This window comes from Flavobacterium plurextorum, from assembly GCF_024638035.1.
GTDB lineage: Bacteria > Bacteroidota > Bacteroidia > Flavobacteriales > Flavobacteriaceae > Flavobacterium > Flavobacterium plurextorum.
This window is the reverse complement of record NZ_CP100442.1, coordinates 3,364,433-3,388,414: the sequence shown is the minus strand read 5'-3', so window position 1 is coordinate 3,388,414 and position 23,982 is coordinate 3,364,433. Positions and strand designations below refer to the sequence as shown.

Here is a 23,982-nt window from a genome sequence, read left to right as displayed (position 1 = left end):
TTTAATTGTTTTTGATGGTTGGAAATTGGAGTTCGATAGCACTTTGATTAAAACTATGTGTTGCTTCTGCAAATTGTTTTTTAATATCGATTGCCTGATTTAAAAAACTAATATAAGACCAGTAACTCAAATCGCCGTTTGCATACGTTTTTTGTGCTGTTTCAATAATCTGATTGGCGTATTGTAAACCTTCATTTTGATAATAATCCAGATTCTTCTGCTGTTTTTTGAAGTTGTTCTGTAATTCTTCTTTTTGAAGATTCAGCATAATTCTATTTTTATCTAATGCCAATTGTGATTGCGAAATACTGATCTCAGCCGCTTTTGCTTTTGCTGTATTTACTCCTCCAAATAACGGAATCTGAAGACCGGCTGTAAAACCTTGAAATAAAGATTCTTTATTAATCGTTTGTGCAAAATAACCTAAACCTACCTTTGGCGTTCGCATAGCTTTAAATGTTTTAGCTTCCTTTTGAAAAACCGAAATTTCTTGCTGATACAAATCGGTCATTACACTTTCAGCTTTTGAATCCTGATTTTCAATAAAAGAATACTTTAACGAAGTCGATTCATCTGGCAGTATATTTTCATTCGTTTGAATAAAAAACTGAAGCTGCTTTTGATAAATTGCCATATCATAAGCCAATTGTTCTTTCTGAGTTTCGATTTCTTTTACTTTCGCTTTGGCGCTTACTACTTCAATATTACCGCTTTCTCCAGTTTTAAAACGAAGCTCAGCATTTTTTAGAAATTTGGTATAAATCTCATTTAATTCAGAATTTAACTTCTGAATCGAAATTCCGTACAAATATTGATAATAAGCCAATGTCACCGCTTTTTCAATTTCATAAGATGATAAAGCTTTACGTTTCTCTGCCAATTTTGCAAGTTCTTCCTGTAACTGTCTGTTAGCCTTTGTAATGTTTCCTAACGGAAAAAATTGCTGCACGGAAACATTATGATCATAATCCGCACTGTTAAACTGTCCGCCTTGATATTGCACCTGAAGCGGATCTGGTTGAAAAGCAGTTTTTTGTAAAGTCTTCTGCTTTTCTATTTCCTTATCGGCAATTTTTAAATCAATATTGTTTGATTTAGCAAGCTCAATTGCTTTTTCTAAAGATATTTTAGTTTGCGCTGATGCCAGTGTGGTTATCAGTAAAAATGTGATTAACCACAACGTTTTATTCGCTAATAGAAACTTGTTTAACCGCAAAGTTCGCAAAGAATGCGCGAAGTTCGCAAAGGTTAAATTTCTGTGAGTGTATTTTAAGTTTTTCATCTTTTTTTAATTTTCTTTATGTCCTTTGCGTAAACCTTAGCGTTCTTTGCGTTTAAGTCTCTCTAACATTAAATACAAAATCGGCAAAACAATTAAAGTCAATAAAGTTGCCGAAAACAATCCGCCAATTACAACTGTAGCCAACGGTTTCTGAACCTCGGCTCCACCGCTTGTAGACAACGCCATTGGCAAAAATCCTAATGAAGCTACCGCAGCAGTCATTAAAACTGGACGTAATCTGGTTTTGGTTCCAATTAAGATTCTTTGCATCGGATCTAAAATTCCTTCCGTTTTTAATTGGTTAAAACACGAAATCAAGACAATTCCGTTAAGAACCGCAATTCCAAACAAAGCAATAAATCCAATTCCCGCAGAAATACTAAACGGCATTCCGCGTAGTGAAAGTGCAAAAACACCTCCAATTGCAGATAGAGGAATTGCTGTAAATATTAAAAGAGCCTGCTTGTAACTTTTGAATGTAAAATAAAGCAGTATTAAAATCAAGCTTAAAGCAATAGGCAATGCAATTGAAAGTCTTTTTGTCGCTTCGATCAAATTTTCAAATTGTCCGCCATACGTTACATAATAACCTGCTGGAAGTTTAAAATCTTTATCCAGCTTTTGCTGAATTTCTTCAACAACCGTTTTAATATCACGTCCGCGTACATTTAATCCAACCGTAATTCTGCGTTTCCCATCTTCACGAACCACCTGAACCGGCCCTTGCTCATAATCGACTGTCGCCACCTGAGAAAGTGGTACCTGCTGTCCGCTTGGAAGCGGAATAAACAAATTGCTTACATCAGTAATATCAGCACGATTATCTTCATTCATTCTAACCACAACATCAAATCGTTTGCTTTCATCGTAGATTTTTCCTGCGCTTTCTCCCGCAAACGACGAACGAATGATTTGATTAATATCAGAAATATTCAAACCGTATAAGGCGATTTTGTTGTAATCGTATTTAATTGTTATTTGCGGCAGACCTGTTACTTTATCTGCTTTTAAATCGCCAATTCCTTCAATGCTTTTAATCTTCGAAATTAACTCAGTTGCTTTTGAATCTAGAATTTCCAAATCATCTCCAAAAATCTTGATTGCAATATCGCTTCGGCTTCCTGTCATTAATTCGTTAAAACGCATTTGAATTGGCTGCGAAATTTCAATATTAGCTCCTGGAATCACTTCCATTTCTTTTTTCATCGCATTTGCCAGTTCTACCCAATTGCGATACTTGCCTTTCCATTCTTTTTTATCTTTCAAAACAATAATCAAATCACCGCTTTCTATCGGCATTGGATCTGTTGGGATTTCGCCACTTCCAATTTTGGTTACTATTGTTTTTATCTCAGGAAATTTAGCTTTTAGAATCTGCTCGTACTTAGTGGTAGTTTCAACCATCTGCGTAAGCGAACTTCCTGTCATAATTGTTGCATTAATAGCCAAATCGCCTTCTTCAATAGTCGGAATAAATTCTCCTCCCATATTCTGAAAAACTATAACACCTAATACAAACAATCCTAAAGAAGCTCCTAAAACTACTTTTTTAAACTGAAGCGCTTTGCTTAAAAATGGTGTGTATAAATTCTCGAACCAACGCATCATTCTGTCGCTGAAATTTTCTTTATGTTCTGTTTTTTTCGAAAGAAATAAAGCACTCATCATTGGTACATAGGTCAGCGAAAGTATAAATGCACCAATAACTGCAAAACCAACTGTCATTGCCATTGGTTTGAACATTTTTCCTTCGGTGCCCACTAAAGCTAGAATTGGTAAATACACAATCAAAATTATGATTTCGCCAAAAGCGGCACTATTTCTAATTTTTGATGCCGAATTGTAGATTTCAGCGTCCATTTCTTCCTGCGAAAGTTCTTTTTTACGCTTGAGTTTTTGCAAATGATGCATGGAAGCTTCGACAATAATCACGGCACCGTCAACAATAATTCCAAAATCAATTGCCCCTAGACTCATTAAATTGCCGCTTACGCCAAAGGCATTCATCAAAATAATAGCAAAAAGCATCGCAAGCGGAATTACAGAAGCTACAATTAATCCTGCACGAAGATTTCCTAGAAATAAAATCAATACAAAAATGACGATTAAAGCTCCTTCTAATAAGTTTTTTGTAACGGTTCCGATGGCGTTATCAACTAATTTTCCACGATCGATAAAAGCTTCGGCAACAACACCTTCTGGCAGACTTTTATTAATTTGGATCATTCTTTCTTTAACACGATCTACAACTGCGCTGGAATTTTCTCCCTTCAACATCAAAACCATTCCTGACACGATTTCGCCTTTACCGTCTTTAGTTGATGCTCCATAACGCAATGCAACGCCTTCGCGAACCTGCGCTACGTCACGCACCAGAACTGGTGAACCGTTTCGGTTTTTAACCACGACATTTCCAAGATCTTTAACTCCTTTTGCCATTCCGACTCCGCGAATAAAAAAAGCATATTGATCTTTTTCAATGTAAGCGCCGCCTGTATTTTGATTGTTTTTTTCTAAAGCATCAAAAATCTCGGTAATGGTTACGCCAAGACTGTTTAATGTATTTGGGTTTACGGCAATTTCATATTGTTTTAATTTTCCGCCCCAAGTACTTACGTCCGCAACTCCTTTAATTCCTTGCAATTGCGGAATAATTATCCAATCTTGAATGGTTCTTAGTTTTACAGCATCGTATTTATTTTCGTATCCTTTTTTGGCATAAACATCGTATTGATAAATTTCACCTAAACCTGTAGAAATTGGTGCCAATTCAGGCGAACCTGCATATTCTGGAATGTTTTCTTCGGCTTGTTTTAAACGCTGAAATATTTGTTCACGCGCCCAATAAATATCGACATCATCTTCAAAAACAACGGTAACAACAGATAATCCAAAACGTGAAATACTGCGTAGTTCTATAATATCTGGAACTGTTTTTACAGCTTGTTCTAATGGATATGTAATTAATTGTTCGACCTCTTGACTTGCCAAAGTAGGTGCGGTTGTAATAATTTGAACTTGATTATTGGTTACGTCCGGCAAGGCATCAAGTGGTAATTTTTTAAGTGAATAGCTTCCCCAAGCTATTAAAACAAGGGTAAACAATAGTATAACGAATTTGTTTCGTATACTAAACTGAATGATTTTATCTAGCATTTGAAATATTTAATGACATGAGAAATTAGACAAAAATTTGTCTTGTAATTTTGTGAAAAGTTCACAATTCTCTGACCCAAATAATTCTCTAGTTTTAAAATTTAAAACTAAACAATTGGGTTATCATTATACTATTTGAGGCGGCTGCCAAATACTTCCATAAAAATTAGAAGTAAATACAGAAATGTAATTAGGTAAAGAAGTTGAAATAATGGTGTGAACAGCAGGAAAATCGTAACTCACAGAATATTGGAAAGTCAAAATTTGTGCTCCGCAGCAATTACAAGCGCAAAAAGGAGAACATAAATCATTGTCTTTATCGTGAGAATGATTATTTTCTGATGAAAACTGAGCTGTTTTATGCATAGCACTACCCACTTCCACATCTGCACAAGGCATATTTGAAAGTACTGTTAAGTAAAGTGATAATACTATTGCGATCCATTTCATGACTGTAAAAATAATACTTTATCTCTTTAGTTGAAACAAATTATTTTACTATGTCACTTTTTAATTACATTTTCTAAAAAAAATAGTACAAGTCAAAAGAAAATTTATTTAACTTTAACAATAATTAACATAATATTATACATTCAAAATTTCAACCTTTTATATCCTATATATCTAAAAAACAGAATCGTACATACCTATCAGTTTAAGAATACATTAGTTCTATTTTATTTTGCGCAGTTTTATTAATTAACAAATACCACAATCAATGAAATGCAATACAGTAATATCAGCCTTTTTATTATTCTTTAGTGTACAAATTTTCGGTCAGGTTTATACCGATAAAATCGTAGGACAAAAAAATCAACAATTAAAAGACAGTCTTAAAATAGAAGAATACCCATACGCTCTTCCTATTTGGGGTGAGAAAGTAGCTCAAAAAGGATACAAGCTTCCTTATTCTGCAGGGTTATCAGTAAATTATTTTTGGCAGGATTCTCAAATCGATATTAGTGATTTGAATGTTGGTTTCAATAATGGTCCGCAATACAACTTAGATGAAATTGTACGTTTTGACAAATCTTCAGTCGAAGCCGGAGCTCTTACAATACGACCTGACATCTGGTTATTACCTTTTTTAAATATCTATGGAATTTTTGGTAAAGCAAATACTGCTACAAAAATTAATGCTGGAATATGGATTCCAGATGCGGATAATAATTGGTCACAAGTTGCTTCTTTCAGCACTAAAGCCAATTTTAATGCTACAACTTTTGGTTTTGGTATGACTCCAACAATTGGTATTGGCGGCGGCTGGCTCGCACTGGACATGAATATGGCTTGGACAGATATCAGCTCTTTAGATAAACCTGCTTTTTCTTATGTTTTTGGACCTAGATTGGGTAAAACATTTAAATTTCATAAACAAGATCAAAATATTGCTTTATGGGTAGGTGGTTTCAGAGTGCACATTGCTGGTGATACTAACGGAAATATTGCATTGTCTGATATTTTTGATTTAACTACTGCACAAGGAAAAGTGGACAGCGGTTTAGAAAAAGTAGCCGAGAATCAAACAAAAGTGGATAATTGGTGGAATGGTTTAACTCCTGCGCAACAAGCGAATCCTATAAATGCGGCTAAGCACAATACAGCAACTAGAGCATTAGAAAGAGCTGGTACTTTTTTAACTACTCTTGATGGTGCTTTGAGTACTGCAGACAACTCTTCTGTTCAATATTCTTTGCAAAAAGCTCCAAAAGATATGTGGAATTTTATTATTGGAACTCAATTTCAATATAACAAACACATTATGTTTAGAGCAGAATGCGGATTTTTAGGAAGTCGTACTCAGGTTTTAGGAGGACTTCAATATCGTTTTGGACTTTAAACCGAATTGTATGAAAAAAGGTTTGCTCTTGCTTGCTGCATTATTAAGTATGTCACATGCGAAATCCCAGGTGTTGATTTCCTTAATTTTTGGTGACAAGTTAAATTCTCCTTTTTTAGAGTTTGGTTTAGAAGGCGGTATGAATTTTTCGACAATTTCTAATCTGGATAGTTCTGGAAGTAATCCTGGATTTAATCTAGGTTTTTACTTTGATTTGCGATCAAAGCAAAACCCTGCTTGGATGATTAATACTGGTGTAATTGTAAAATCGCCAATGGGAGCGCGACATATTCCGCTGTATTCTCTAGACGATGTAAATTTAGATAATACTTTTGCGGGCGGAACTGTAAATCGCGAGATTCGATATTTTAATGTTCCTATTTTGATTAAATACCAATTTAAAAATAGAATTTATCTAAAAACAGGACCGCAATTGGGATTGTTAGCTAAAGCTTTTGATCAGTTTTCGAAAGAGGTAAATAAAGATGATGTAGTTTACAAAAAGAATATCAGGGATCAAATTCGTGTTATTGATGCGGGACTTGCTTTAGGAGCCGGTTATCATATGAATGTTGGAAATGGCTTGAATTTAACGGTTCAATATTATTATGGTTTGGTTCCTGTAATGAAAGGCGACGGTCCAAACGTATACAATAGATCTTTATATGTAACTGCAGGTTTGCCTATTGGAAAAGGAAAAGCTGCTCAAAAAAGAGCTGAAAAAGATGCCGAGCTCAATAAAATTATTCTGCCGGAAGATGAAATGCCTAAAAAGTAATCAACATTATATTTATTAGGGAAAGAGCCAAAAAAAAATCCAAATTTCAAGATTCTAGAAATTTGGATTTTTTTATTAAAATGTAAAAGATATTATCTGCTCCATTCGGCGATACTGTCTTTGTTCATTTTTACATAATCTTGATTGTTTGCAGCTTCAGCAGCAGCCAATGAGATTTTAGCCGTTTCAACAGCGCCTTTTTTATCTCCTTGTTTTGCCTGAATTAATGATTTCAATCTAGAAACGTAATATGGTTTTTCAGTACTCATATCAAGAGCTTTATCAATGTAAGTTCTTGCAGTTTCAATGTTTCCATTTGATTGAAACAAATATTGTGCAGCAGCAAAATAGTCATTCCAAGTTGGTCCAGCCAATGTTTTTTCGATACTTGCTGTTGCAATTTTTGCAGTAGGAACTTCAAACTTTAAAGCAACGTGAGAGTTTTCCCAAGCCATTTCTAAGTAACCAAAATTAGGATCTAAACCATTAATTCCAATTGTAAAAGTTTCTACCGGCGTTGGCAGTGCATTTTCTTTTACTGTTGTTCTTAATGCTACATAAGCATCACTCCAATTTTCTGGCAATCCCCAGTTGTCTGTAGAAAGGTAAAAAATAACTTCCCAGCTTTCGATTTTAGGAATAGTGTAAATTGCATATTTCCCTTTTTTCAAAGTTTTTCCGTCAATTACAACATCATCACTAAAATTAATAATTGTATTTTCGTTTGCTCCTGTTCTCCATAATTTTCCAAACGGAACTAAATTACCAAAAACTGCTCTGCCTCTTGCACCTGGACGCGAGTATGTAACCTCAACATCTGTTAACCCAACTGTTTGTTTAATATAAGCTTTTGGACTCGCTTGCGGTGTTTTCACCTGTGCTTCAGACGCAAAAGGAGCCATTATTATAGCTAATGCAATAAGTAGTTTTTTCATTATTAAGAGTTTTTTTTGTTTGTTCAAATTTACAAATTCAATTACCGAACAAATGTTAAAATTTACATAATTCAAGATTGAAAATCAGCTATTTTTTTGGCGTTTAATTCGTTGAAATTATTAATGATTAAATCCGCTTCATCTAGATCCTGCATGTTCGAATGAAGACTGTTATAACCTACACAAAAAATCCCTGCTCCTTTAGCTGCTTTTACACCATTTGTACTGTCTTCAATGATAATACAATTCTCTTTTGGAGCAATTGATAATGACGCTGCATGGATAAAAATAGCAGGATTTGGTTTTGACTGAGGAAAATCTTCACCACTCACAATATGAGAAAAATACTGGTGCAGATTAAATCTAGTAAAAACTCTTTCTATTGTAACCTTCGACGCTGAAGAAGCTAAAATTAACTGAATTCCGCTTGCATGTAAATCTTTAATTAAATCCTCAACACCTTCAAGCAGATACAAATCTTCCTTTGTATCAAAAGCATCATTAAAAATACTTCTTTTTCGTTGAATCAAATCTTCAACTTCATGCGGGATCGAAGGAAAATGTTGTTTTAATGTTTGAAATGTATTTCGAGTCGAAAATCCAGTAAATGAAGTATACATTTCCTCTGAAACTTCGATATTTAATTCTGAAAACTGTGTGTAATACGCATAACGATGAACGGGTTCTGTGTCGACAATTACACCGTCCATATCAAAAATTACTGTTTTAATCATTTTTTTTTAGGTTCTGAGGTTCTGTAGAGACGCACAGCTGTGCGACTCTACAATTTTTTAATTGATTCCAGTTCTAAAATGCTGCTTTTAAAAATTAGCGACTTAGAATCTTAGCTTCTTATTTTTTTAGCAAATAACGAATTACAGTTTCAGCGGCATGAAGTCCAAACAAACCAGGCATATAACTGTTAGTTCCGTAAAATGATTTTTTAAAATTTTTCCCGTCTGTCAATTTTAAGCTGTTTTCATCTTGAATTTCAGATGAAAAAACCACTTTTAATTTATTGATTTTTACAGCTTTTAATCTCTTACGAATTGCTTTTGAGAAATAACAGTTTATAGTTTTAGAAATATCAGCCACTTTTACTTTAGAAGCCAGCATCTTTCCTCCTGCTCCCATACTGCTGATAATTTTTACTCTTTTGCGTTTTGCTGCAATAATCAAATTTAATTTTGGTGTAATACTGTCAATACAATCCAAAACATAATCAAACTCAGGAGAAACGATTTCAAAAGCGCGCTCCGGCGACAAAAACTCCTGAACACGAGTCAATTTCAATTCGGGATTAATATCCATTAAACGATCGCCAACAATAGTAATTTTAGGCTGACCAACAGTTGAATGCAAAGCAGGTAATTGTCGGTTAATATTAGTAATATCAACAACATCTCCATCTACAATTGTCATATTTCCAACTCCTGCTCTAGCCAAAAACTCGGCTGCAAATGATCCTACTCCGCCTAAACCTACTACCAGTACATTTGCATTTTTTAGATTCTCTAATCCTTCTTTTGTAAATAAAAGCTCAGCTCTTTCTGTCCACTCTGCCATATATTTTCTTTTGTTCTTTTTGTTTGTTTTAAATTTTGTTTCAAGTTTCAAGTTCACTGCCTGTCAGACTGAGCGAAGTCGAAGTCCAATTTGAGCGCCCCTTCGACTTCGCTCAGGGTGACAAACTCATTTTACTTTTTACTATTTACTTTTCACTAATTACTAATTACTTCTCACCAAAAACTCTTTCATAATTTCTTGCAATAGTTTCTTGTAATTCTTTAACTGTACTGTTTTTATATGCTGCTGCCAAATTGTAAACCTGCTGAATACTTTCATCGATCGTATCTGTCTCTAAAAAAAATCGATCGTTAGGATTTTTTTGAAAGACCTCTTTCAAACTCGGATTCTGCAGTAAGTATTTCCCAAACGAAATGTAAAATCCAGCTGCGATAAGCTGTTCTGCAACTTGACTGTTTTTAGAAAAACCGTGAATAATCATTGGAACCGAAATTTTCATTCTCTTTTTGATTGCAATAATTTCTTGAAACGCGGCAACACAATGAATAACAACTGGTTTCCTGTACTTTTCGGCTAAAGCCAATTGTTTTTCAAAAACCTGAATTTGAAGTTCAAGCGGAATTTCAACACGTTTATCTAAACCACATTCTCCAAGTGCTAAACAGTTTTTGGTCTGCAGTTTTTCTTCAATAATTTTCAAATCATCTTCTAAACGATCTTCCTTAATATACCAAGGATGAATTCCAATTGAATAATACGGAATTGATGCATCAAAATCCTGTGGATACTGATTTACCAATTCTAGAATATCAGATTGATTAGTAAATTGATGTGTATGAAAATTAAAAAAGTCCATTAATGAAACGTTTTTACACCTGCTTTAATTTCTATTTTTAAATCATTTTCTAACGGAACAATTGGGCAGGAATACTTATGGTTGTATGCACAATACGGATTGTAAGCTTGATTAAAATCGATTGCAATTGTATTTCCTTTTGGAATTTTTAAATCAATATATCTTCCGCCTATGTAACTTTCTTTTCCGCAGGTTAAATCTGAAAAAGGAAGAAACAAATGATCTTTATATTTTTCTTGTTTAGACAGTTCAATGTTTCTATACACATTCAGCTGCATTTCGACACCATCAATCGCAAAATAAATAGTTCCGTATTTTACATATTTTGGCGTTCTGGTTCCAGTAGTTTTCATTTCAAAAACCTTTTCATTCTCTGCTTTTTCGAATCTTGCATTAACAAAATACTTTTCATTAGTGGGATAAAAATCCAGTGTTTTAAAAGTTTTTAAATCCTCCTCCATCAACGGACTTGTCTTAGCATCAGCATATTCTGAGTTTATTTGCTTTTGAAATTTTTCGGCATCAACACTCTTAAATTTCTTTTGGCTGAAGCCAAAACTAAAAGTTAAAAGCAAACATAGGATAATGTAGTTTTTCATCGTAGAAATTTAGTGCAAAAATAGTTTAAAAGTAACAAAATGACAACGGCAGAACATGACAAAGTTTTCTAACTTTGTTGCAAATTTTAATCATCGCAATGCTCAAAACTGCTTTTAGTCATTATATAAATAACTTTAAAGGATTTTCTAGAGAAATCTGGATACTTACAATTATCACTTTTATCAATCGTGCCGGAACAATGGTACTTCCTTTTTTGTCTAAATATTTAAAAGAAGATCTTCATTTTACGTATAATCAAGTTGGCTGGATTATGGTAGCATTTGGTTTAGGCTCAATGCTTGGTTCTTGGCTTGGCGGTAAATTATCTGACAAAATTGGTTTTTATAAAATCATGATTTTTAGTTTGTTTACTACAGGAATTTCAATGTTTCTAGTACAATTTGTTACCACTTTCTGGGGTTTGTGTATTGCAATGTTTGTTTTAATGACTATTGCCGACATGTTTCGACCAGCAATGTTTGTATCTCTTGGCGCATATGCAAAACCAGAAAATAGAACTCGTGCATTAACACTGGTTCGTCTTGCTGTAAATTTAGGTTTTGCAGCCGGACCTGCACTTGGCGGTTTAATAATTATGGGAATGGGTTATTCTCGATTATTTTGGGTTGATGGCGCTTCTTGTATTATTTCTATTCTAATTTTTGCATTATTAGTTAAGGAAAAGAAAAAAGTCGATCATGGTGATAAAACCGAAAGTGCCGCTGAAGTGAAATCTGTTTTTCATGATGGAATATTTTGGGTTTTCTTATTTGTGAGCTTCATAACCGCTATGATTTTCTTTCAGCTTTTTACAACGCTTCCATTATATCATAACGAAAAATTTGGCTTAAGCGAACTTCAAACAGGTCTTTTAATGACTTTAAACGGACTTTTGATTTTTGCTTTAGAAATGCCGACGGTTGGTTTTATGGAAAGACGAGGATTTGCTAAAATTAAAATAATAATTCTAGGATCCTTTGTAATGGCTTCGAGCTTCTTTCTTTTACTAATTAATTTTTGGGCAGGAATGTTAGTAATCAGCATGATCTGTATTTCGATTGGAGAAATTTTAACCTTTCCGTTCTCAAATGCATTTGCATTGAGCCGTGCTCCCCGCGGTCAGGAAGGACGTTATATGGCGCTTTACACGATGAGTTTTAGTCTCGCACATATTGTAAGTTCTAAAGTTGGGTTTGAAATTATCTCTGATTTTGGCTATCAAATAAATTGGTTATTTATGGCTTGTATCGGAATAATTGCAACTCTTTGCTGCCTTTGGATTAAAAAAGCTTTACTGCAAGAGAAAAACAAATAAATCCTCTATTTAAAATTAAACCATTAAAATTCAATTCATTAAATTTGAACTTGAATAACTTTTCTGTGTCTTTTATTCTCAACAAACGTGTTTTTTAGTTAAATAACTAGTTTTATAGTTGCGTAACTAGAAAAATAGTTGTAGGTTTGAATTAAAATTAGAAAACATGCAAAAGTTAACCAACAAAGAAGAAGAGATAATGCAAATTTTATGGAAGTTGAAAAAAGCTTTTGTAAAAGAGATTCAGGCAGAAATCACTGAAGATCAACCGCATTACAATACACTTTCGACAATAGTTCGAAATCTGGAGGAAAAAGGTTTTGTAGCACATAATGCATTTGGAAACACACATCAATATTATCCTGCTGTAACTCTTGAAGCCTACAGCAAGAAATATATGAAAACGGCAATTGACAACTATTTCAACAGTTCCTATAAAAATATGGTTTCGTTTTTTGCCAAAGAAGAAAAAATCTCTGCTGATGAATTACGCGAGATACTAGCTATGATCGAAACTCCAAAAGAAGAAAAATAATCGTTATGGAAGCACTTTTCATTTATATTGCAAAATCTACAGGTTTAATCGTATTATTTTACTGTGCTTATCAAGCTTTGCTTCGAAAAGAAACTTTTTTCAACAGCAACAGATGGTTTTTATTGGCGGGTTTAATAACAGCAGTAGTTTTACCTTTATTAGTTTATACTAAAGTTATATGGGTTGATCCTCCTCCATCATTTAATATGGACTATTCACCACTTCAGTCGTCACAAATTACCCAGGAAACTTTTGAACTTAATTGGAACTATATCTTACTTGCGGTTTATGCTGTCGTCTTTTTAGCATTGATCGTAAAATTTGCTTTCGATTTTTATAGTTTAAATACGATTTTAAAAGGCCGTAAAATAAAACAACAAGCCGATTTTAAATTTATAGATATTGCCGAAAACATCGCCCCTTTCTCCTACTTTGATTACATCGTATACAATTCATCAATGTATAATGCACAAGAGTTAGAAAATATTATTGAACATGAGAAAGTGCACAGCGAACAAAATCATACTATCGATGTTTTAATCTCTCGTATTTTTTGCATTATCTTTTGGTTTAACCCAATTATGTGGCTTTATAAAAAAGCAATAGTTCAAAACTTAGAATTTATTGCCGACAAGGAAGCTGCTAAAAAAATATCTGATAAAAAAGCCTATCAATACACGCTTTTAAAAATAACAACGCATGAAACCTGCGTTGCAATCACCAATCATTTTTATCAATCATTAATCAAAAAACGAATCGTTATGTTAAACAAAAATCAATCAAAAAAACGAAATTCTTGGAAATACTATACTGTAATTCCAGCTCTTGCCGCTTTTGTATTCTTATTTCAAATTGAAGTAATTGCAAAAGAAAAACAACCCGTTTCAAAAGGAGTTTCTGAAAAAGTAGAATCAAAGGATGTTTACAAAATCAAGAAAAACTCGACTGACAAAGAATTAAACGAAATCAAAGAAAACTTAAAGAAAAAACACAATATTGATTTCGAATTTTCTCAAATACAAAGAAATGCAGAAAATGATTTAACGTCAATTAAAGTTGATATCAAAAATGGAACTCAGCAGGTACAATCTATTCAAACAAAAGGTGATAAACCAATTAATAGTTTCGGAATAGTTATTACAACGGATAAAGATGGCAGTAAAAAAGTTGGTATTCAAACTTCTGATGAAACCAATAATTCTAAAACTGACAAAAAAGCAAAATTTGTAAGCAGCACAAAAACAACTACTAAATCAAACACCAATGACAACACTAATTCTGATGTTAATGCAAAAGCTGACGCTAATAATATTACAAATATTAGCACTACTGTAACTACAGACACTAACAATAATGTTACTACAAAAGTAATTACTACAGATGGCGATTCTTCGACCATAACGATCTCGAATTCTACTAGAAGTAATATGAAAAAAGGCAATCAATTAATAGTTTTAAATGGAACTGTAATGTCAACTGATTTTAATTTAGAAGAGATTAAACCAAATCAGATTAAAACCATTGTTATTTCTAAAGGAACTGAAGCAAAAGTTAAATATGGAGAAAGCGGATCAAATGGTGTAATTGAGATTGAAACAAATAAATAATCGAAAAATGCAAAAGTTAACCAACAAAGAAGAAGAGATAATGCATATTTTATGGAAGCTTAAAAAAGCTTTCGTAAAAGAAATTCAGGCAGAAATCACTGAAGATCAACCGCATTACAACACGCTTTCGACTATTGTTCGTAATCTTGAAGAAAAAGGCTTTGTGGCGCACAATGCATTTGGAAATACACATCAATATTATCCTGCAATTAGTTTAGAAGCTTACAGCAAAAAGTACATGAATACTGCGATTGACAACTATTTTAATAGTTCATACAAAAATATGGTTTCGTTTTTTGCCAAAGAAGAAAAAATCTCTGCCGATGAATTACGCGAAATCTTAGCTATGATCGAAACTCCAAAAGAAGAAAAATAATCGTTATGGAAGCACTTTTTATTTTTATTATAAAATCGAGTGGTTTATTAGTACTGTTTTATTGTGCTTATTTCTTTTTACTTCGAAAAGAGACTTTTTTCAATAGCAGCAGATGGTTTTTATTAGCCGGATTATTCACCTCTATCGCTTTGCCGTTTTTGGTTTACACCAAAATCGTTTGGGTTGATCAAGCTCCAATAATTCAAAACTTTAATTACACACAAAACTATCTTCCGCAGACTATAGAAAAAGAATCTTTTGAGATCAACTGGAATTATGTTGCAATAGCCGTTTATGCTTTTGGCTTCCTAGCTTTAATCATAAAATTTGGAATGGATTTTTATAGTTTAAATTCCGTTTTAAAAGGCAAAAAAGTACAACAGCAAGCTGATTTTAAATTTATAGATGTAAATGAAAATATTGCTCCTTTCTCTTATTTTGATTATATCGTATACAACTCATCAATGTATACAGAGGCTGAATTAGAGAATATTATTGAGCATGAAAAAGTGCACAGCGATCAAAATCATACAATGGATGTTTTGATTTCTAGAGTATTTTGTGTGCTGTTTTGGTTCAATCCAATTATCTGGCTGTACAAAAAAGCAATTCTGCAAAATCTTGAATTTATTGCTGACAGCGAAGCTGCCAAAAAAATTTCAGACAAAAAAGCGTATCAATACACGCTTTTAAAAATCACGACACATGAAAGCTGTGTCGCAATCACCAATCATTTTTATCAATCATTAATCAAAAAACGAATTGTCATGTTAAACAAAAATCAATCAAAAAAATGGAATTATTGGAAGTATTATGCTATACTTCCAGCTCTTGTCGCTTTTGTACTTTTATTTCAAATCAAAACAGTAGCGCAAGAAAAAGAGAGAAAAGAAGCTCAAGAAATTACTGCAAAAGGTGATTCGGTTATTGTATTCAAAATTAAGAAAACAACAACTGATCAGGAGCTAAAAGAAATGACTGTTAAACTTAAAAAAGAACATGATGTAGATGTTGTCGTTTCTAATGTCGTAAGAAACTCTAAAAATGAATTAACAGCTATTAAAGTTGACATTGACAAGGGAACTGGAAAAGCACGAACTCTAGAGATTGAAGGCAATAATCCTATTAATGACAGCGGCATAGTAATTACAACGAACAGTAATGGCTCTAAAAAAGCTGGTATCCTTACTGGTGAAGAAGTTGACCAACCAATGACTACAGGAAATCGTGTTGTAGAAATTAAGCATTTTAACGGTAAAGATATGCCTGAGCCGCCAGTTCCTCCTGCACCACCAGCAACTGCGGCACTACCAGCTGCACCAGTACCTCCTATGGCACCTGAGTTACCAAAAAACTTAGAGCTTCCTCCTGTACCAAATATGTCAAAAATGCCAAAACCTCCAGTTGCGCCAAGAAATCTTGAAGACAAAGCTGCAATGAAGAACTTCGAAAAAAAGATGGCTGAATTTGAAAGAAAAATGGAAGCTTTTCAGCCACAATTAACAGCTTATGAAAAACAAGTAGATGAAATTATGTCTAAACGTGAAGGCGGCTATGACAAAGAAATGCAAAAGTTCGAAATTGCAATGGATAAATTTAATGCAGAAATGGACAAATATAACGCTCAGATTGATCAGCAATTTGGAGGTGATTTTGAAAAAAAGATGGAGCAATTTGAAAAAGACATGAAAGTATACGAACAGAAGATGAAAGTGTACGAAAAAAACATGCAGAAATTTGAAAAAGACAATAAACGTTCTTAATCTTAAATTTAAGAATACGTTACAAAAAAGACTTTGCCTAACCGCAAAGTCTTTTTTTTGTATCTTTGCGCAAAATTAACCTGCGATGTACAAATTTTTAGCCAAATTAAATAAAATACTTTTACCAAGTTTCACCAAACAAGGTTTAGATATTTCTAAAGCCAAAAAATGGCAGATGGCTATTATTGGTTACAGAGCTTTTATTACTAAACGGGCTTTAGAATAATTTAGTTTAGAATAAAAATCATATTTGAATCGATATTTATAAATCGAATTCAAAATAGCAGCATAACGTAAATGAACCGCAATGAGATAAAATTTGCTGTTCACTTTACATGAATTTCTCCATGAAAAATAAAGAATTAAATATCCCTCCTGTTCCTGCCGTACTTTTAGCAATCATTAGCGTTCAATGTGGAGCTGCAATTGCAAAAACCCTTTTTCCTGCTATTGGAGCAGCTGGAACGGCATCTATCCGAATTGGTGTTTCGGCATTGATTCTGCTTTTAGCATACAGACCTAATTTAAAACAGGTAAAACCAAACCAATGGAAAATTGTAGTTCCTTACGGCTTGTGTTTAGGAGTCATGAACTTAACTTTTTATCTGGCTATCGAACGAATTCCAATTGGACTAGCCGTTACTTTAGAATTTGTGGGGCCTTTATTACTGGCCATCATTGGCTCAAAACGTCTAATTGATTATTGCTGGGTATTATTGGCCGCAACCGGAATTGCTTTAATAGCACCGTGGTCAAATGACACAATAGACATAGTAGGAGTTTTGTTTGCACTTTTAGCGGGAGCATTCTGGGCAACTTACATCATTCTAGGCGGAAAAGTATCAAAAATAATGCATGGTGGTCAGGCCGTTGCAACTGGAATGTTGTTTGCCTCGCTGCTAATTTTACCTTTTGGTTTTTACGAGAACGGATTAGCTAATCTTACTCCTAAACTTTTTGGTTATGGTGTTGCTCTTGCTCTTTTATCAAGCGCAATTCCATTTACTTTAGAGATGAAAGCTCTTGGACAACTTCCTCCCCGCACATTTAGCATTTTAATGAGTTTAGAACCAGCCGCTGCTTCAATTTGTGCTTTTCTATTTCTACAAGAAAAACTAAACTTTTATGAGATCCTGGCTGTCATTTGTGTAGTATCTGCCTCTGTTGGCGCTACATTAACAGCAAAACGATAAAAAAACAAAAGCCTTGCAAATACAAGGCTTTCATAAACGTAGGTAATTGTTTTGGAGATTTTAAATTATTTCTTTGGCAATAATACTGTGTCAACAACATGAATTACACCATTTGATTGATTGACATCGGCAATTGTAACTTTAGATTTATTTCCGCTTTCATCGCTTATATATAAATCTTTTCCTTTCATCCAAGCTGTAAGTGTTCCACCGTTTACCGCTTTTATTGTTGCTTTTCCTTTTCCTTCTTTTATTGCTTTTGCAATGTCTGATGCATTCCATTTTCCTGCAACAACGTGATAAGTCAAAATATTTTGAAGCATTTTTTTATTCTCTGGTTTCAACAATGTTTCAACAGTTCCTTTTGGCAGTTTATCAAAAGCTGCATTTGTTGGAGCAAAAACAGTGAACGGTCCTTTTCCTTGAAGTGTTTCTACTAAATCAGCAGCCTTTACAGCAGCAACCAATGTTGTATGATCTTTTGAATTAACGGCATTTTCAATAATATTTTTGTTTGGATACATTGCGGCACCGCCTACCATTACTGTTTTTTGAGCAAAAGATGTAAATCCTAATGCTAATGTCAAAATTGCTGCAGCTAAAAATTTTCTAGTTTTCATAATTAATGTTTTAAGTTATATCTTCATTTACGGAGAACTATTTGTTTTGGTTTTAAAGAAATCTGAAATAATCTTAAATAACACCGAAACATTCTCAAAATCGATTATAAAACAAGCCTTTAGCTCTTCAAAAGTTTTTTAATTATTTTAAAGACACGATGATTTTTGTCTCTATTTTATTATTAACTTTAAATTCAAAACCAATTCATTATGGAAAATCTACCTAAAAAAGTGAGAAGTAAAAAGTTAAACACAAGAGTCGATTTAACTGCAATGGTCAGCGTTTCGTTTTTGCTGATTATATTTTTTATGGTTGTTGGTGAATTATCGAAGCCAAATGTTATGGATTTAGCTTTACCAAATAAAGAAAGAGGTTGTGGCCCAATAGGATGTATTGATGCAACTAGACTTTACACTATTTTATTAGACAAAAATGACAAAATAATTACCTATTCTGGTTTATTAGACTATCCTACTCATTCTCCAAAAGAAATTAAATATGGGAAAAATGGAATTCAAAAAGAAGTGTTTCTTAAGAAAAGAGAAATACAAGGATATATGACTGCTATGGGAAAACCAAAAAGTGGTGTAATAATCATTATAAAACCAAGCAAAAAATCAAACTTTAAAAATTTGATAGATATTTTAGATGAAATGGCAATTGCAAAAATTGACACTTATGCAATAGTCAACGAATTCACGCCAGAAGAATCAAAATTACTAGCTTCAAAATAAAGCTTCTTGAAAAAACGAATACCCTAGCCCTGATCGAAGCGGCATCCTTTTTCTGGCTCCTTTAGCCAGGAAAAGATGTAGCCGAGAGCAGGAAATAGCTCCTTAAAATACTAATTCTATAAATTCCAAAATCTAATTGGGATGTGCTTCGACTTCGCTCAGCGTGACAACTTGAAACTTGAAACAAAAAATAAAAAAACTTGAAACAAAAAATAAAAAAAAGTCCCACATTACTGTGGGACTTTCTATTTAGAGGAAACCTAAGAATTATTTTTTCTCAGTTTTTTCCATTTTAGCTTTTAATGCAGCTAATACATCATTGTTATCTCCTAAAGTTGCAGCTGGTGCATTAGTAGTAGAGTTAGATGAAGTATTTTCAGTTGCAGCTTTCACGTTTTTCTCTTCTTCTTCACGGAAGATAGCAGTGTGAGAAGCAACTACTCTTTTGAATTCTTTGTTGAATTCGATTACTTTGAAATCAGCAGTATCACCTTTTTTCAATTTCTTTCCGTCTTCTTTTTCAAGGTGACGAGTAGGAATGAAAGCAACGATATCATCTCCGAATTCTACAGTAGCTCCTTTGTCAACGATTTCAGAAATTTCACCATTGTGGATAGTTCCTACAGCGAAAGAATCTTCGTATTGATCCCAAGGATTAGCAGTAGTTTGTTTGTGACCTAAAGATAATTTACGTCCTTCAACATCTAATTCTAATACAACTACATCAAGTTTTTCACCAACGTTTACAAATTCAGATGGGTGTTTGATTTTCTTAGTCCAAGAAAGGTCAGAAATGTAGATTAATCCATCAATTCCTTCTTCTAATTCTACGAAAATACCAAAGTTTGTAAAGTTTCTAACGATACCTGTATGTTTAGAACCTACTGGGTATTTAGAAGTAATATCAGTCCATGGATCTTGAGTCAATTGTTTGATACCTAATGACATTTTACGGTCATCTCTATCTAAAGTTAAGATAACAGCTTCAACAACATCTCCAACTTTTACGAAATCTTGTGCAGAACGTAAGTGAGTTGACCATGACATTTCAGAAACGTGGATTAAACCTTCAACACCTTCAGCAACTTCGATAAATGCACCGTAATCAGCGATTACAACTACTTTACCTTTTACTTTATCACCAATTGTTAAATTAGCATCTAAAGCATCCCATGGGTGAGCGTTTAATTGTTTCAATCCTAATTGAATTCTTGTTTTCTCATCATCGAAATCAAGGATTACAACGTTTAATTTTTGGTCTAATTCAAGAACTTCACTTGGGTGATTGATTCTACTCCAAGAAAGGTCAGTAATGTGAATTAATCCATCAACACCACCTAAGTCAATGAACACACCATAAGAAGTAATGTTTTTAACAACACCTTCTAATACTTGTCCTTTTTGTAATTGACCGATGATTTCTTTTTTCTGTACTTCAATATCAGCCTCGATAAGAGCTTTGTGAGATACAACAACGTTTTTGAATTCGTGGTTAATTTTTACCACTTTGAATTCCATCATTTTGTTTACATATACATCGTAGTCTCTAATTGGCTTAACGTCAATTTGAGATCCTGGTAAGAACGCCTCGATACCGAATACGTCAACGATCATACCTCCTTTAGTTCTACATTTAACAAAACCGTTAACGATTTCTCCAGTTTCATTAGCTGCAATAACTCTATCCCAAGATTTGATAGTACGTGCTTTTCTATGAGATAATACTAATTGACCTGTTTTATCCTCACGGATGTCGATTAATACTTCAACTTTGTCACCTACTTTTAAGTTTGGGTTGTAACGGAATTCATTTAAAGAAATAACACCTTCAGATTTAGCATTGATATCAACGATAACGTCTCTATCTGTAATTCTAACAACAACTCCTTCAACTACTTCTTCTTGATCTGTAGCGATGAAAGTTTTTGATACTAGTTCTTCAAACTCTTGTAAGTTTTTCTCATCTACTGCATCAATTCCTTCTTGGAAGTTATGCCAGTTAAAATTTGCTAAAAACTCTTCTTGTGATTTTAATTGTTCAGACATGCTGATAAAAAATTTGTATTCTGTTTTTCTTGAGTTTCTCAAAGCGATAGAAAAAACAGAAGTTGTTTTACATAAATGGTTGATACCTAATGGAAACTCTTCTCTGCCAAAAGGTTTGCAAAATTACTACAAATTTCTGTACTTACAAAATAAATTCAAATGATTATCAATCAATTGCTCAGAAGCAGACGATTTTAGGTTTTTCAAGGCGTAAAGTCCCGCTATCCGTTATAATCTTTTATAGCGAACACCGCTATAAAAGGATTTCCACTTCTATCGGGGCTAAATTAGAATATTAGTAGTTTTTAAGAACATTACTCAAAAAACTTATATGGTTTTAACATAATATATTTAGGCGACAAACCCGACAGGTTTTTAAAACGTGTCGGGTTTACTGTGCGCAGCTACCTTTGTCAAAGTTTGAAACTTTGACAAAGGTCTAACGTAATATATTTTTCTATACTTTTATTATATGACAATAAAACTTGACGAAATAAAACGAAAAATAGAAACTTTCCACAAAAACGGACAAGTTATAAACGCCGTCTATTGGCTTCTTAAAAAATACAATCTAAAAAATAGAAACCTAAAAGGATTCGAATTCAGAGAAAAAGCAAAACCCGATTTCATTTTAATGACGACAGAAGGTGAATTTGGACAACCACAAATTATCCGAATTCCGGAAAATACATTTGAGTTTCCTCTAGAATTAATGCTTATTTTAATTGCACATGAAATGGTTCATGTTAATCAAAAAACCAGAAAGCCTTATGTTTTAGACAAAAATGAGCGGGAATGGCAATCTTATTATGAAATGAATTTTCATATTCTATTTCCACAACTTCCTGAAATCTCCAACTTCCATAAAAAGTTTTTCGCACAAAAAGGTTTAGAATATTATAACCGGATGGGGGAAGGCTCAGAACTTCAACAAAAATACGCGAAGCAAAAAAAACAAGTCGATGATTTAATTACTGTATTAGGATAAATCCGTTGCTTAATAATGTTTATTAACATAATCTTCTATTGAAATAATCAGTAGATCTAACTCATCATTTTCTGGAGTGTTAGCTTTTGCATGAAATATCTCGATTAGTCTAACTCCCGCCTTGTTATAATCCTCTTCCGTTTTTAATATTTTCCAATTCATAGTTTCAAGATTCCCTATTACTTAGTTCTAGCATCTCTTTTTAAAATATCTTTTAAGAGTTTCCTTTCATATTCATCTCGCTCTTTAGTTCCAATTTTACCAATTAATTTATCTTTCATTTCAGAAAGAGAATATGATTTTATAATGTTTTTTTTTTAATTTTTATACTTAAAAATAAAAATGCCACAAAAGCTTCAAAATTCAGAAACTCTTGTGGCATTTTTATTATTATTCTATTCTATCAAAAAAAATGAATATAAATCTTAATGACTCAAATTCTCAATCTCTTTCGGATCATGTTTATGTTTAAACAACACAGCAAATGCAATTGCAATAACCAAAGCATAAGCCGCAAATGAAAGCCAGATCGTATGCCAATCTTTCATCAAAATTGGATTTGCAAAAATTCCATCTGTCGAAATTGAATTTCCTTGACCTTTTACAAATTCTAACATCTTAGAATTTGTTGCATCAGTTTGTAAAAAACCTGCTAATTCAGTAGTATTGGTGAATGATTTTGTAAAGAAACGATCAATCGCCCAACCAGAAGTTAAACTTCCTAAAACCGCTCCTACTCCATTGGTCATCATCATAAACAAACCTTGTGCAGAAGAACGAATTTTAGAATCGGTATTGCTTTCTACGAATAAAGAACCTGAAATATTAAAGAAATCAAATGCCATTCCGTAAACGATACAAGACATGATAATCATCCATAATCCCCCAACAGGATCTCCAAAAGCAAATAATCCAAAACGTAAAACCCACGCCAGCATACTAATAAGCATTACTTGCTTAATTCCGAATCGTCTTAAGAAAAACGGAATCGCCAAGATAAACAACGTTTCAGAAACTTGAGAGATCGACATAATAATAGTCGAATACTGAATCACGAAAGAATCAGCATATTTTGGAAAATGCTTAAATTCATCTAAGAACACATCTCCATACGCATTTGTCAATTGAAGTGCTCCTCCTAAAAACATAGAAAAAACAAAAAACAAAGCCATTTTGTAATTACCAAATAACTTAAAAGCTTCCAAGCCCAAAGTTTCGGTTAACGAAGCATCTTCTTTAGTTAAACGCTGCGGTTCACATTTTGGCAATGTAAAAGCATAAATTCCTAAAATTAAAGCCCCAATTCCAGCAATATAAAACTGATATTCAGTTGCTTTACTTCCGCTTAAATTAGTAATCCACATTGCAGCAATAAAACCAATTGTTCCCCAAACACGAATTGGCGGAAAATCTTTTACAATGTTTTTATTATTCAACTTCAGTGAAGTGTAAGAAATTGAATTACTTAATGCAATTGTCGGCATATAACAGCACATTGCCGCAAACATTACATAAATAAAATTATCTGGAGTAGTCACATGAGCAATTCCAAATAAAACTGCCGCATAAGCAATATGCAAAACACCGTATAACTTTTCGGCATTTACCCATCTATCAGCAATAATTCCAGTTAAAGTTGGCATAAACAAAGAAGCAATTCCCATGGTTCCAAATACTAAACCAAATTGTGTTCCTTCCCAATTTTTGGTTCCAAACCAATAATTTCCAATTGTAATAAGCCAAGCTCCCCAAACAAAAAACTGAAGAAAGCTCATTACAATTAATCTATTTTTAATTCCCATATGATGAAATTGTCTTTTTAGTAAAAAT

22 protein-coding genes are annotated in these 23,982 nt (G+C 33.2%); 11 read left to right on the top strand and 11 right to left on the bottom strand.

Going from position 1 to position 23,982, the window contains the following annotated elements; translation table 11 throughout:
- Window position 1: 1 nt before the first annotated feature.
- The 3 genes from NLG42_RS15155 to NLG42_RS15145 form a co-directional block, all read right to left on the bottom strand.
- Complete coding sequence (locus NLG42_RS15155) at window positions 2–1,282, bottom strand: TolC family protein (RefSeq protein WP_257681461.1); 1,281 nt, start codon at window positions 1,280–1,282, stop codon at window positions 2–4.
- A gap of 36 nt (window positions 1,283–1,318) precedes the next feature.
- A complete protein-coding gene (locus tag NLG42_RS15150) occupies window positions 1,319–4,438 on the bottom strand; it encodes an efflux RND transporter permease subunit (protein ID WP_099718125.1) in 3,120 nt (1,039 codons plus the stop codon).
- A gap of 126 nt (window positions 4,439–4,564) precedes the next feature.
- The gene (locus tag NLG42_RS15145) at window positions 4,565–4,888 is read right to left on the bottom strand and encodes a DUF6660 family protein (protein ID WP_257681460.1); all 324 of its coding nucleotides are present in this window, start codon (window positions 4,886–4,888) and stop codon (window positions 4,565–4,567) included.
- Between the two features lie 268 nt (window positions 4,889–5,156).
- Between NLG42_RS15145 and NLG42_RS15140 the strand changes: the two genes are divergently transcribed.
- The gene (locus tag NLG42_RS15140; RefSeq protein ID WP_089056694.1) at window positions 5,157–6,278 is read left to right on the top strand and encodes a hypothetical protein; all 1,122 of its coding nucleotides are present in this window, start codon (window positions 5,157–5,159) and stop codon (window positions 6,276–6,278) included.
- A gap of 10 nt (window positions 6,279–6,288) precedes the next feature.
- On the top strand, window positions 6,289–7,056 hold the full coding sequence (locus tag NLG42_RS15135; RefSeq protein WP_257681459.1) for a porin family protein: 768 nt from the start codon (window positions 6,289–6,291) through the stop codon (window positions 7,054–7,056).
- A gap of 92 nt (window positions 7,057–7,148) precedes the next feature.
- Here NLG42_RS15135 and NLG42_RS15130 read toward each other — a convergent pair whose 3' ends face one another.
- The 5 genes from NLG42_RS15130 to NLG42_RS15110 form a co-directional block, all read right to left on the bottom strand.
- The gene (locus NLG42_RS15130; RefSeq protein WP_089056775.1) at window positions 7,149–7,991 is read right to left on the bottom strand and encodes a DUF2911 domain-containing protein; all 843 of its coding nucleotides are present in this window, start codon (window positions 7,989–7,991) and stop codon (window positions 7,149–7,151) included.
- Between the two features lie 71 nt (window positions 7,992–8,062).
- Window positions 8,063–8,725 (bottom strand): HAD family hydrolase, encoded by a 663-nt coding sequence (locus NLG42_RS15125; protein ID WP_257681458.1) that lies wholly within the window; start codon window positions 8,723–8,725, stop codon window positions 8,063–8,065.
- Window positions 8,726–8,843: 118 nt separating this feature from the next.
- Window positions 8,844–9,557: a tRNA threonylcarbamoyladenosine dehydratase gene (locus NLG42_RS15120; RefSeq protein WP_089056774.1), complete on the bottom strand. Its 714-nt coding sequence runs from the start codon at window positions 9,555–9,557 to the stop codon at window positions 8,844–8,846.
- A 166-nt stretch (window positions 9,558–9,723) separates the two neighbouring features.
- A complete protein-coding gene (locus NLG42_RS15115) occupies window positions 9,724–10,374 on the bottom strand; it encodes a TatD family hydrolase (protein WP_257681457.1) in 651 nt (216 codons plus the stop codon).
- Window positions 10,374–10,973 carry a DUF1684 domain-containing protein gene (locus tag NLG42_RS15110; protein WP_257681456.1) on the bottom strand — a complete coding sequence of 200 codons (600 nt, stop codon included), beginning with the start codon at window positions 10,971–10,973 and terminating at the stop codon, window positions 10,374–10,376. Before NLG42_RS15110 ends, NLG42_RS15115 begins: the two co-directional genes overlap by 1 nt.
- A 98-nt stretch (window positions 10,974–11,071) precedes the next feature.
- Here NLG42_RS15110 and NLG42_RS15105 point away from each other — a divergent pair, with 98 nt between their 5' ends.
- The 7 genes from NLG42_RS15105 to NLG42_RS15075 all read left to right on the top strand — a co-directional run bounded on the left by NLG42_RS15105 (window position 11,072) and on the right by NLG42_RS15075 (window position 17,763).
- A complete protein-coding gene (locus tag NLG42_RS15105; protein WP_257681455.1) occupies window positions 11,072–12,289 on the top strand; it encodes an MDR family MFS transporter in 1,218 nt (405 codons plus the stop codon).
- A 166-nt stretch (window positions 12,290–12,455) separates the two neighbouring features.
- On the top strand, window positions 12,456–12,824 hold the full coding sequence (locus NLG42_RS15100) for a BlaI/MecI/CopY family transcriptional regulator (RefSeq protein ID WP_089056688.1): 369 nt from the start codon (window positions 12,456–12,458) through the stop codon (window positions 12,822–12,824).
- A 5-nt stretch (window positions 12,825–12,829) separates the two neighbouring features.
- Window positions 12,830–14,431 (top strand): M56 family metallopeptidase, encoded by a 1,602-nt coding sequence (locus NLG42_RS15095; RefSeq protein WP_257681454.1) that lies wholly within the window; start codon window positions 12,830–12,832, stop codon window positions 14,429–14,431.
- 7 nt (window positions 14,432–14,438) lie between these two features.
- Complete coding sequence (locus NLG42_RS15090) at window positions 14,439–14,807, top strand: BlaI/MecI/CopY family transcriptional regulator (protein ID WP_089055572.1); 369 nt, start codon at window positions 14,439–14,441, stop codon at window positions 14,805–14,807.
- Window positions 14,808–14,812: 5 nt separating this feature from the next.
- Window positions 14,813–16,570: a M56 family metallopeptidase gene (locus NLG42_RS15085; RefSeq protein WP_257681453.1), complete on the top strand. Its 1,758-nt coding sequence runs from the start codon at window positions 14,813–14,815 to the stop codon at window positions 16,568–16,570.
- Between the two features lie 85 nt (window positions 16,571–16,655).
- Window positions 16,656–16,796: an SsrA-binding protein gene (locus tag NLG42_RS15080; protein WP_089055574.1), complete on the top strand. Its 141-nt coding sequence runs from the start codon at window positions 16,656–16,658 to the stop codon at window positions 16,794–16,796.
- A 121-nt stretch (window positions 16,797–16,917) separates the two neighbouring features.
- A complete protein-coding gene (locus NLG42_RS15075; RefSeq protein WP_089056685.1) occupies window positions 16,918–17,763 on the top strand; it encodes an EamA family transporter in 846 nt (281 codons plus the stop codon).
- Window positions 17,764–17,828: 65 nt separating this feature from the next.
- On the opposite strand, the gene NLG42_RS15070 is transcribed toward NLG42_RS15075, so the two are convergent.
- Window positions 17,829–18,383 carry a fasciclin domain-containing protein gene (locus NLG42_RS15070; protein ID WP_089055576.1) on the bottom strand — a complete coding sequence of 185 codons (555 nt, stop codon included), beginning with the start codon at window positions 18,381–18,383 and terminating at the stop codon, window positions 17,829–17,831.
- A gap of 210 nt (window positions 18,384–18,593) precedes the next feature.
- On the opposite strand from NLG42_RS15070, the gene NLG42_RS15065 reads away from it, so the two are divergent.
- The gene (locus NLG42_RS15065) at window positions 18,594–19,118 is read left to right on the top strand and encodes an ExbD/TolR family protein (protein WP_257681452.1); all 525 of its coding nucleotides are present in this window, start codon (window positions 18,594–18,596) and stop codon (window positions 19,116–19,118) included.
- 267 nt (window positions 19,119–19,385) lie between these two features.
- Here NLG42_RS15065 and rpsA read toward each other — a convergent pair whose 3' ends face one another.
- A complete protein-coding gene (rpsA, locus tag NLG42_RS15060; protein ID WP_068840655.1) occupies window positions 19,386–21,164 on the bottom strand; it encodes a 30S ribosomal protein S1 in 1,779 nt (592 codons plus the stop codon).
- Window positions 21,165–21,636: 472 nt separating this feature from the next.
- Here rpsA and NLG42_RS15055 point away from each other — a divergent pair, with 472 nt between their 5' ends.
- The gene (locus NLG42_RS15055; protein WP_257681451.1) at window positions 21,637–22,152 is read left to right on the top strand and encodes a hypothetical protein; all 516 of its coding nucleotides are present in this window, start codon (window positions 21,637–21,639) and stop codon (window positions 22,150–22,152) included.
- 425 nt (window positions 22,153–22,577) lie between these two features.
- On the opposite strand, the gene NLG42_RS15050 is transcribed toward NLG42_RS15055, so the two are convergent.
- The gene (locus NLG42_RS15050; protein ID WP_257681450.1) at window positions 22,578–23,954 is read right to left on the bottom strand and encodes a nucleoside permease; all 1,377 of its coding nucleotides are present in this window, start codon (window positions 23,952–23,954) and stop codon (window positions 22,578–22,580) included.
- Between the last annotated feature and the right edge of the window lie 28 nt (window positions 23,955–23,982).

Bases quoted from the DNA above. Each gene is read 5' to 3' on its own strand.
- NLG42_RS15135 (WP_257681459.1), top strand. From the start codon at position 6,289: ATGAAAAAAGGTTTGCTCTTGCTTGCTGCATTATTAAGTATGTCACAT.
- NLG42_RS15100 (WP_089056688.1), top strand. From the start codon at position 12,456: ATGCAAAAGTTAACCAACAAAGAAGAAGAGATAATGCAAATTTTATGG.
- NLG42_RS15095 (WP_257681454.1), top strand. From the start codon at position 12,830: ATGGAAGCACTTTTCATTTATATTGCAAAATCTACAGGTTTAATCGTA.
- NLG42_RS15065 (WP_257681452.1), top strand. From the start codon at position 18,594: ATGGAAAATCTACCTAAAAAAGTGAGAAGTAAAAAGTTAAACACAAGA.
- NLG42_RS15090 (WP_089055572.1), top strand. From the start codon at position 14,439: ATGCAAAAGTTAACCAACAAAGAAGAAGAGATAATGCATATTTTATGG.
- NLG42_RS15085 (WP_257681453.1), top strand. From the start codon at position 14,813: ATGGAAGCACTTTTTATTTTTATTATAAAATCGAGTGGTTTATTAGTA.
- NLG42_RS15120 (WP_089056774.1), bottom strand. From the start codon at position 9,557: ATGGCAGAGTGGACAGAAAGAGCTGAGCTTTTATTTACAAAAGAAGGA.
- NLG42_RS15150 (WP_099718125.1), bottom strand. From the start codon at position 4,438: ATGCTAGATAAAATCATTCAGTTTAGTATACGAAACAAATTCGTTATA.
- rpsA (WP_068840655.1), bottom strand. From the start codon at position 21,164: ATGTCTGAACAATTAAAATCACAAGAAGAGTTTTTAGCAAATTTTAAC.
- NLG42_RS15105 (WP_257681455.1), top strand. From the start codon at position 11,072: ATGCTCAAAACTGCTTTTAGTCATTATATAAATAACTTTAAAGGATTT.
- NLG42_RS15080 (WP_089055574.1), top strand. From the start codon at position 16,656: ATGTACAAATTTTTAGCCAAATTAAATAAAATACTTTTACCAAGTTTC.
- NLG42_RS15145 (WP_257681460.1), bottom strand. From the start codon at position 4,888: ATGAAATGGATCGCAATAGTATTATCACTTTACTTAACAGTACTTTCA.
- NLG42_RS15140 (WP_089056694.1), top strand. From the start codon at position 5,157: ATGAAATGCAATACAGTAATATCAGCCTTTTTATTATTCTTTAGTGTA.
- NLG42_RS15115 (WP_257681457.1), bottom strand. From the start codon at position 10,374: ATGGACTTTTTTAATTTTCATACACATCAATTTACTAATCAATCTGAT.
- NLG42_RS15075 (WP_089056685.1), top strand. From the start codon at position 16,918: ATGAAAAATAAAGAATTAAATATCCCTCCTGTTCCTGCCGTACTTTTA.
- NLG42_RS15155 (WP_257681461.1), bottom strand. From the start codon at position 1,282: ATGAAAAACTTAAAATACACTCACAGAAATTTAACCTTTGCGAACTTC.
- NLG42_RS15130 (WP_089056775.1), bottom strand. From the start codon at position 7,991: ATGAAAAAACTACTTATTGCATTAGCTATAATAATGGCTCCTTTTGCG.
- NLG42_RS15050 (WP_257681450.1), bottom strand. From the start codon at position 23,954: ATGGGAATTAAAAATAGATTAATTGTAATGAGCTTTCTTCAGTTTTTT.
- NLG42_RS15125 (WP_257681458.1), bottom strand. From the start codon at position 8,725: ATGATTAAAACAGTAATTTTTGATATGGACGGTGTAATTGTCGACACA.
- NLG42_RS15070 (WP_089055576.1), bottom strand. From the start codon at position 18,383: ATGAAAACTAGAAAATTTTTAGCTGCAGCAATTTTGACATTAGCATTA.
- NLG42_RS15055 (WP_257681451.1), top strand. From the start codon at position 21,637: ATGACAATAAAACTTGACGAAATAAAACGAAAAATAGAAACTTTCCAC.
- NLG42_RS15110 (WP_257681456.1), bottom strand. From the start codon at position 10,973: ATGAAAAACTACATTATCCTATGTTTGCTTTTAACTTTTAGTTTTGGC.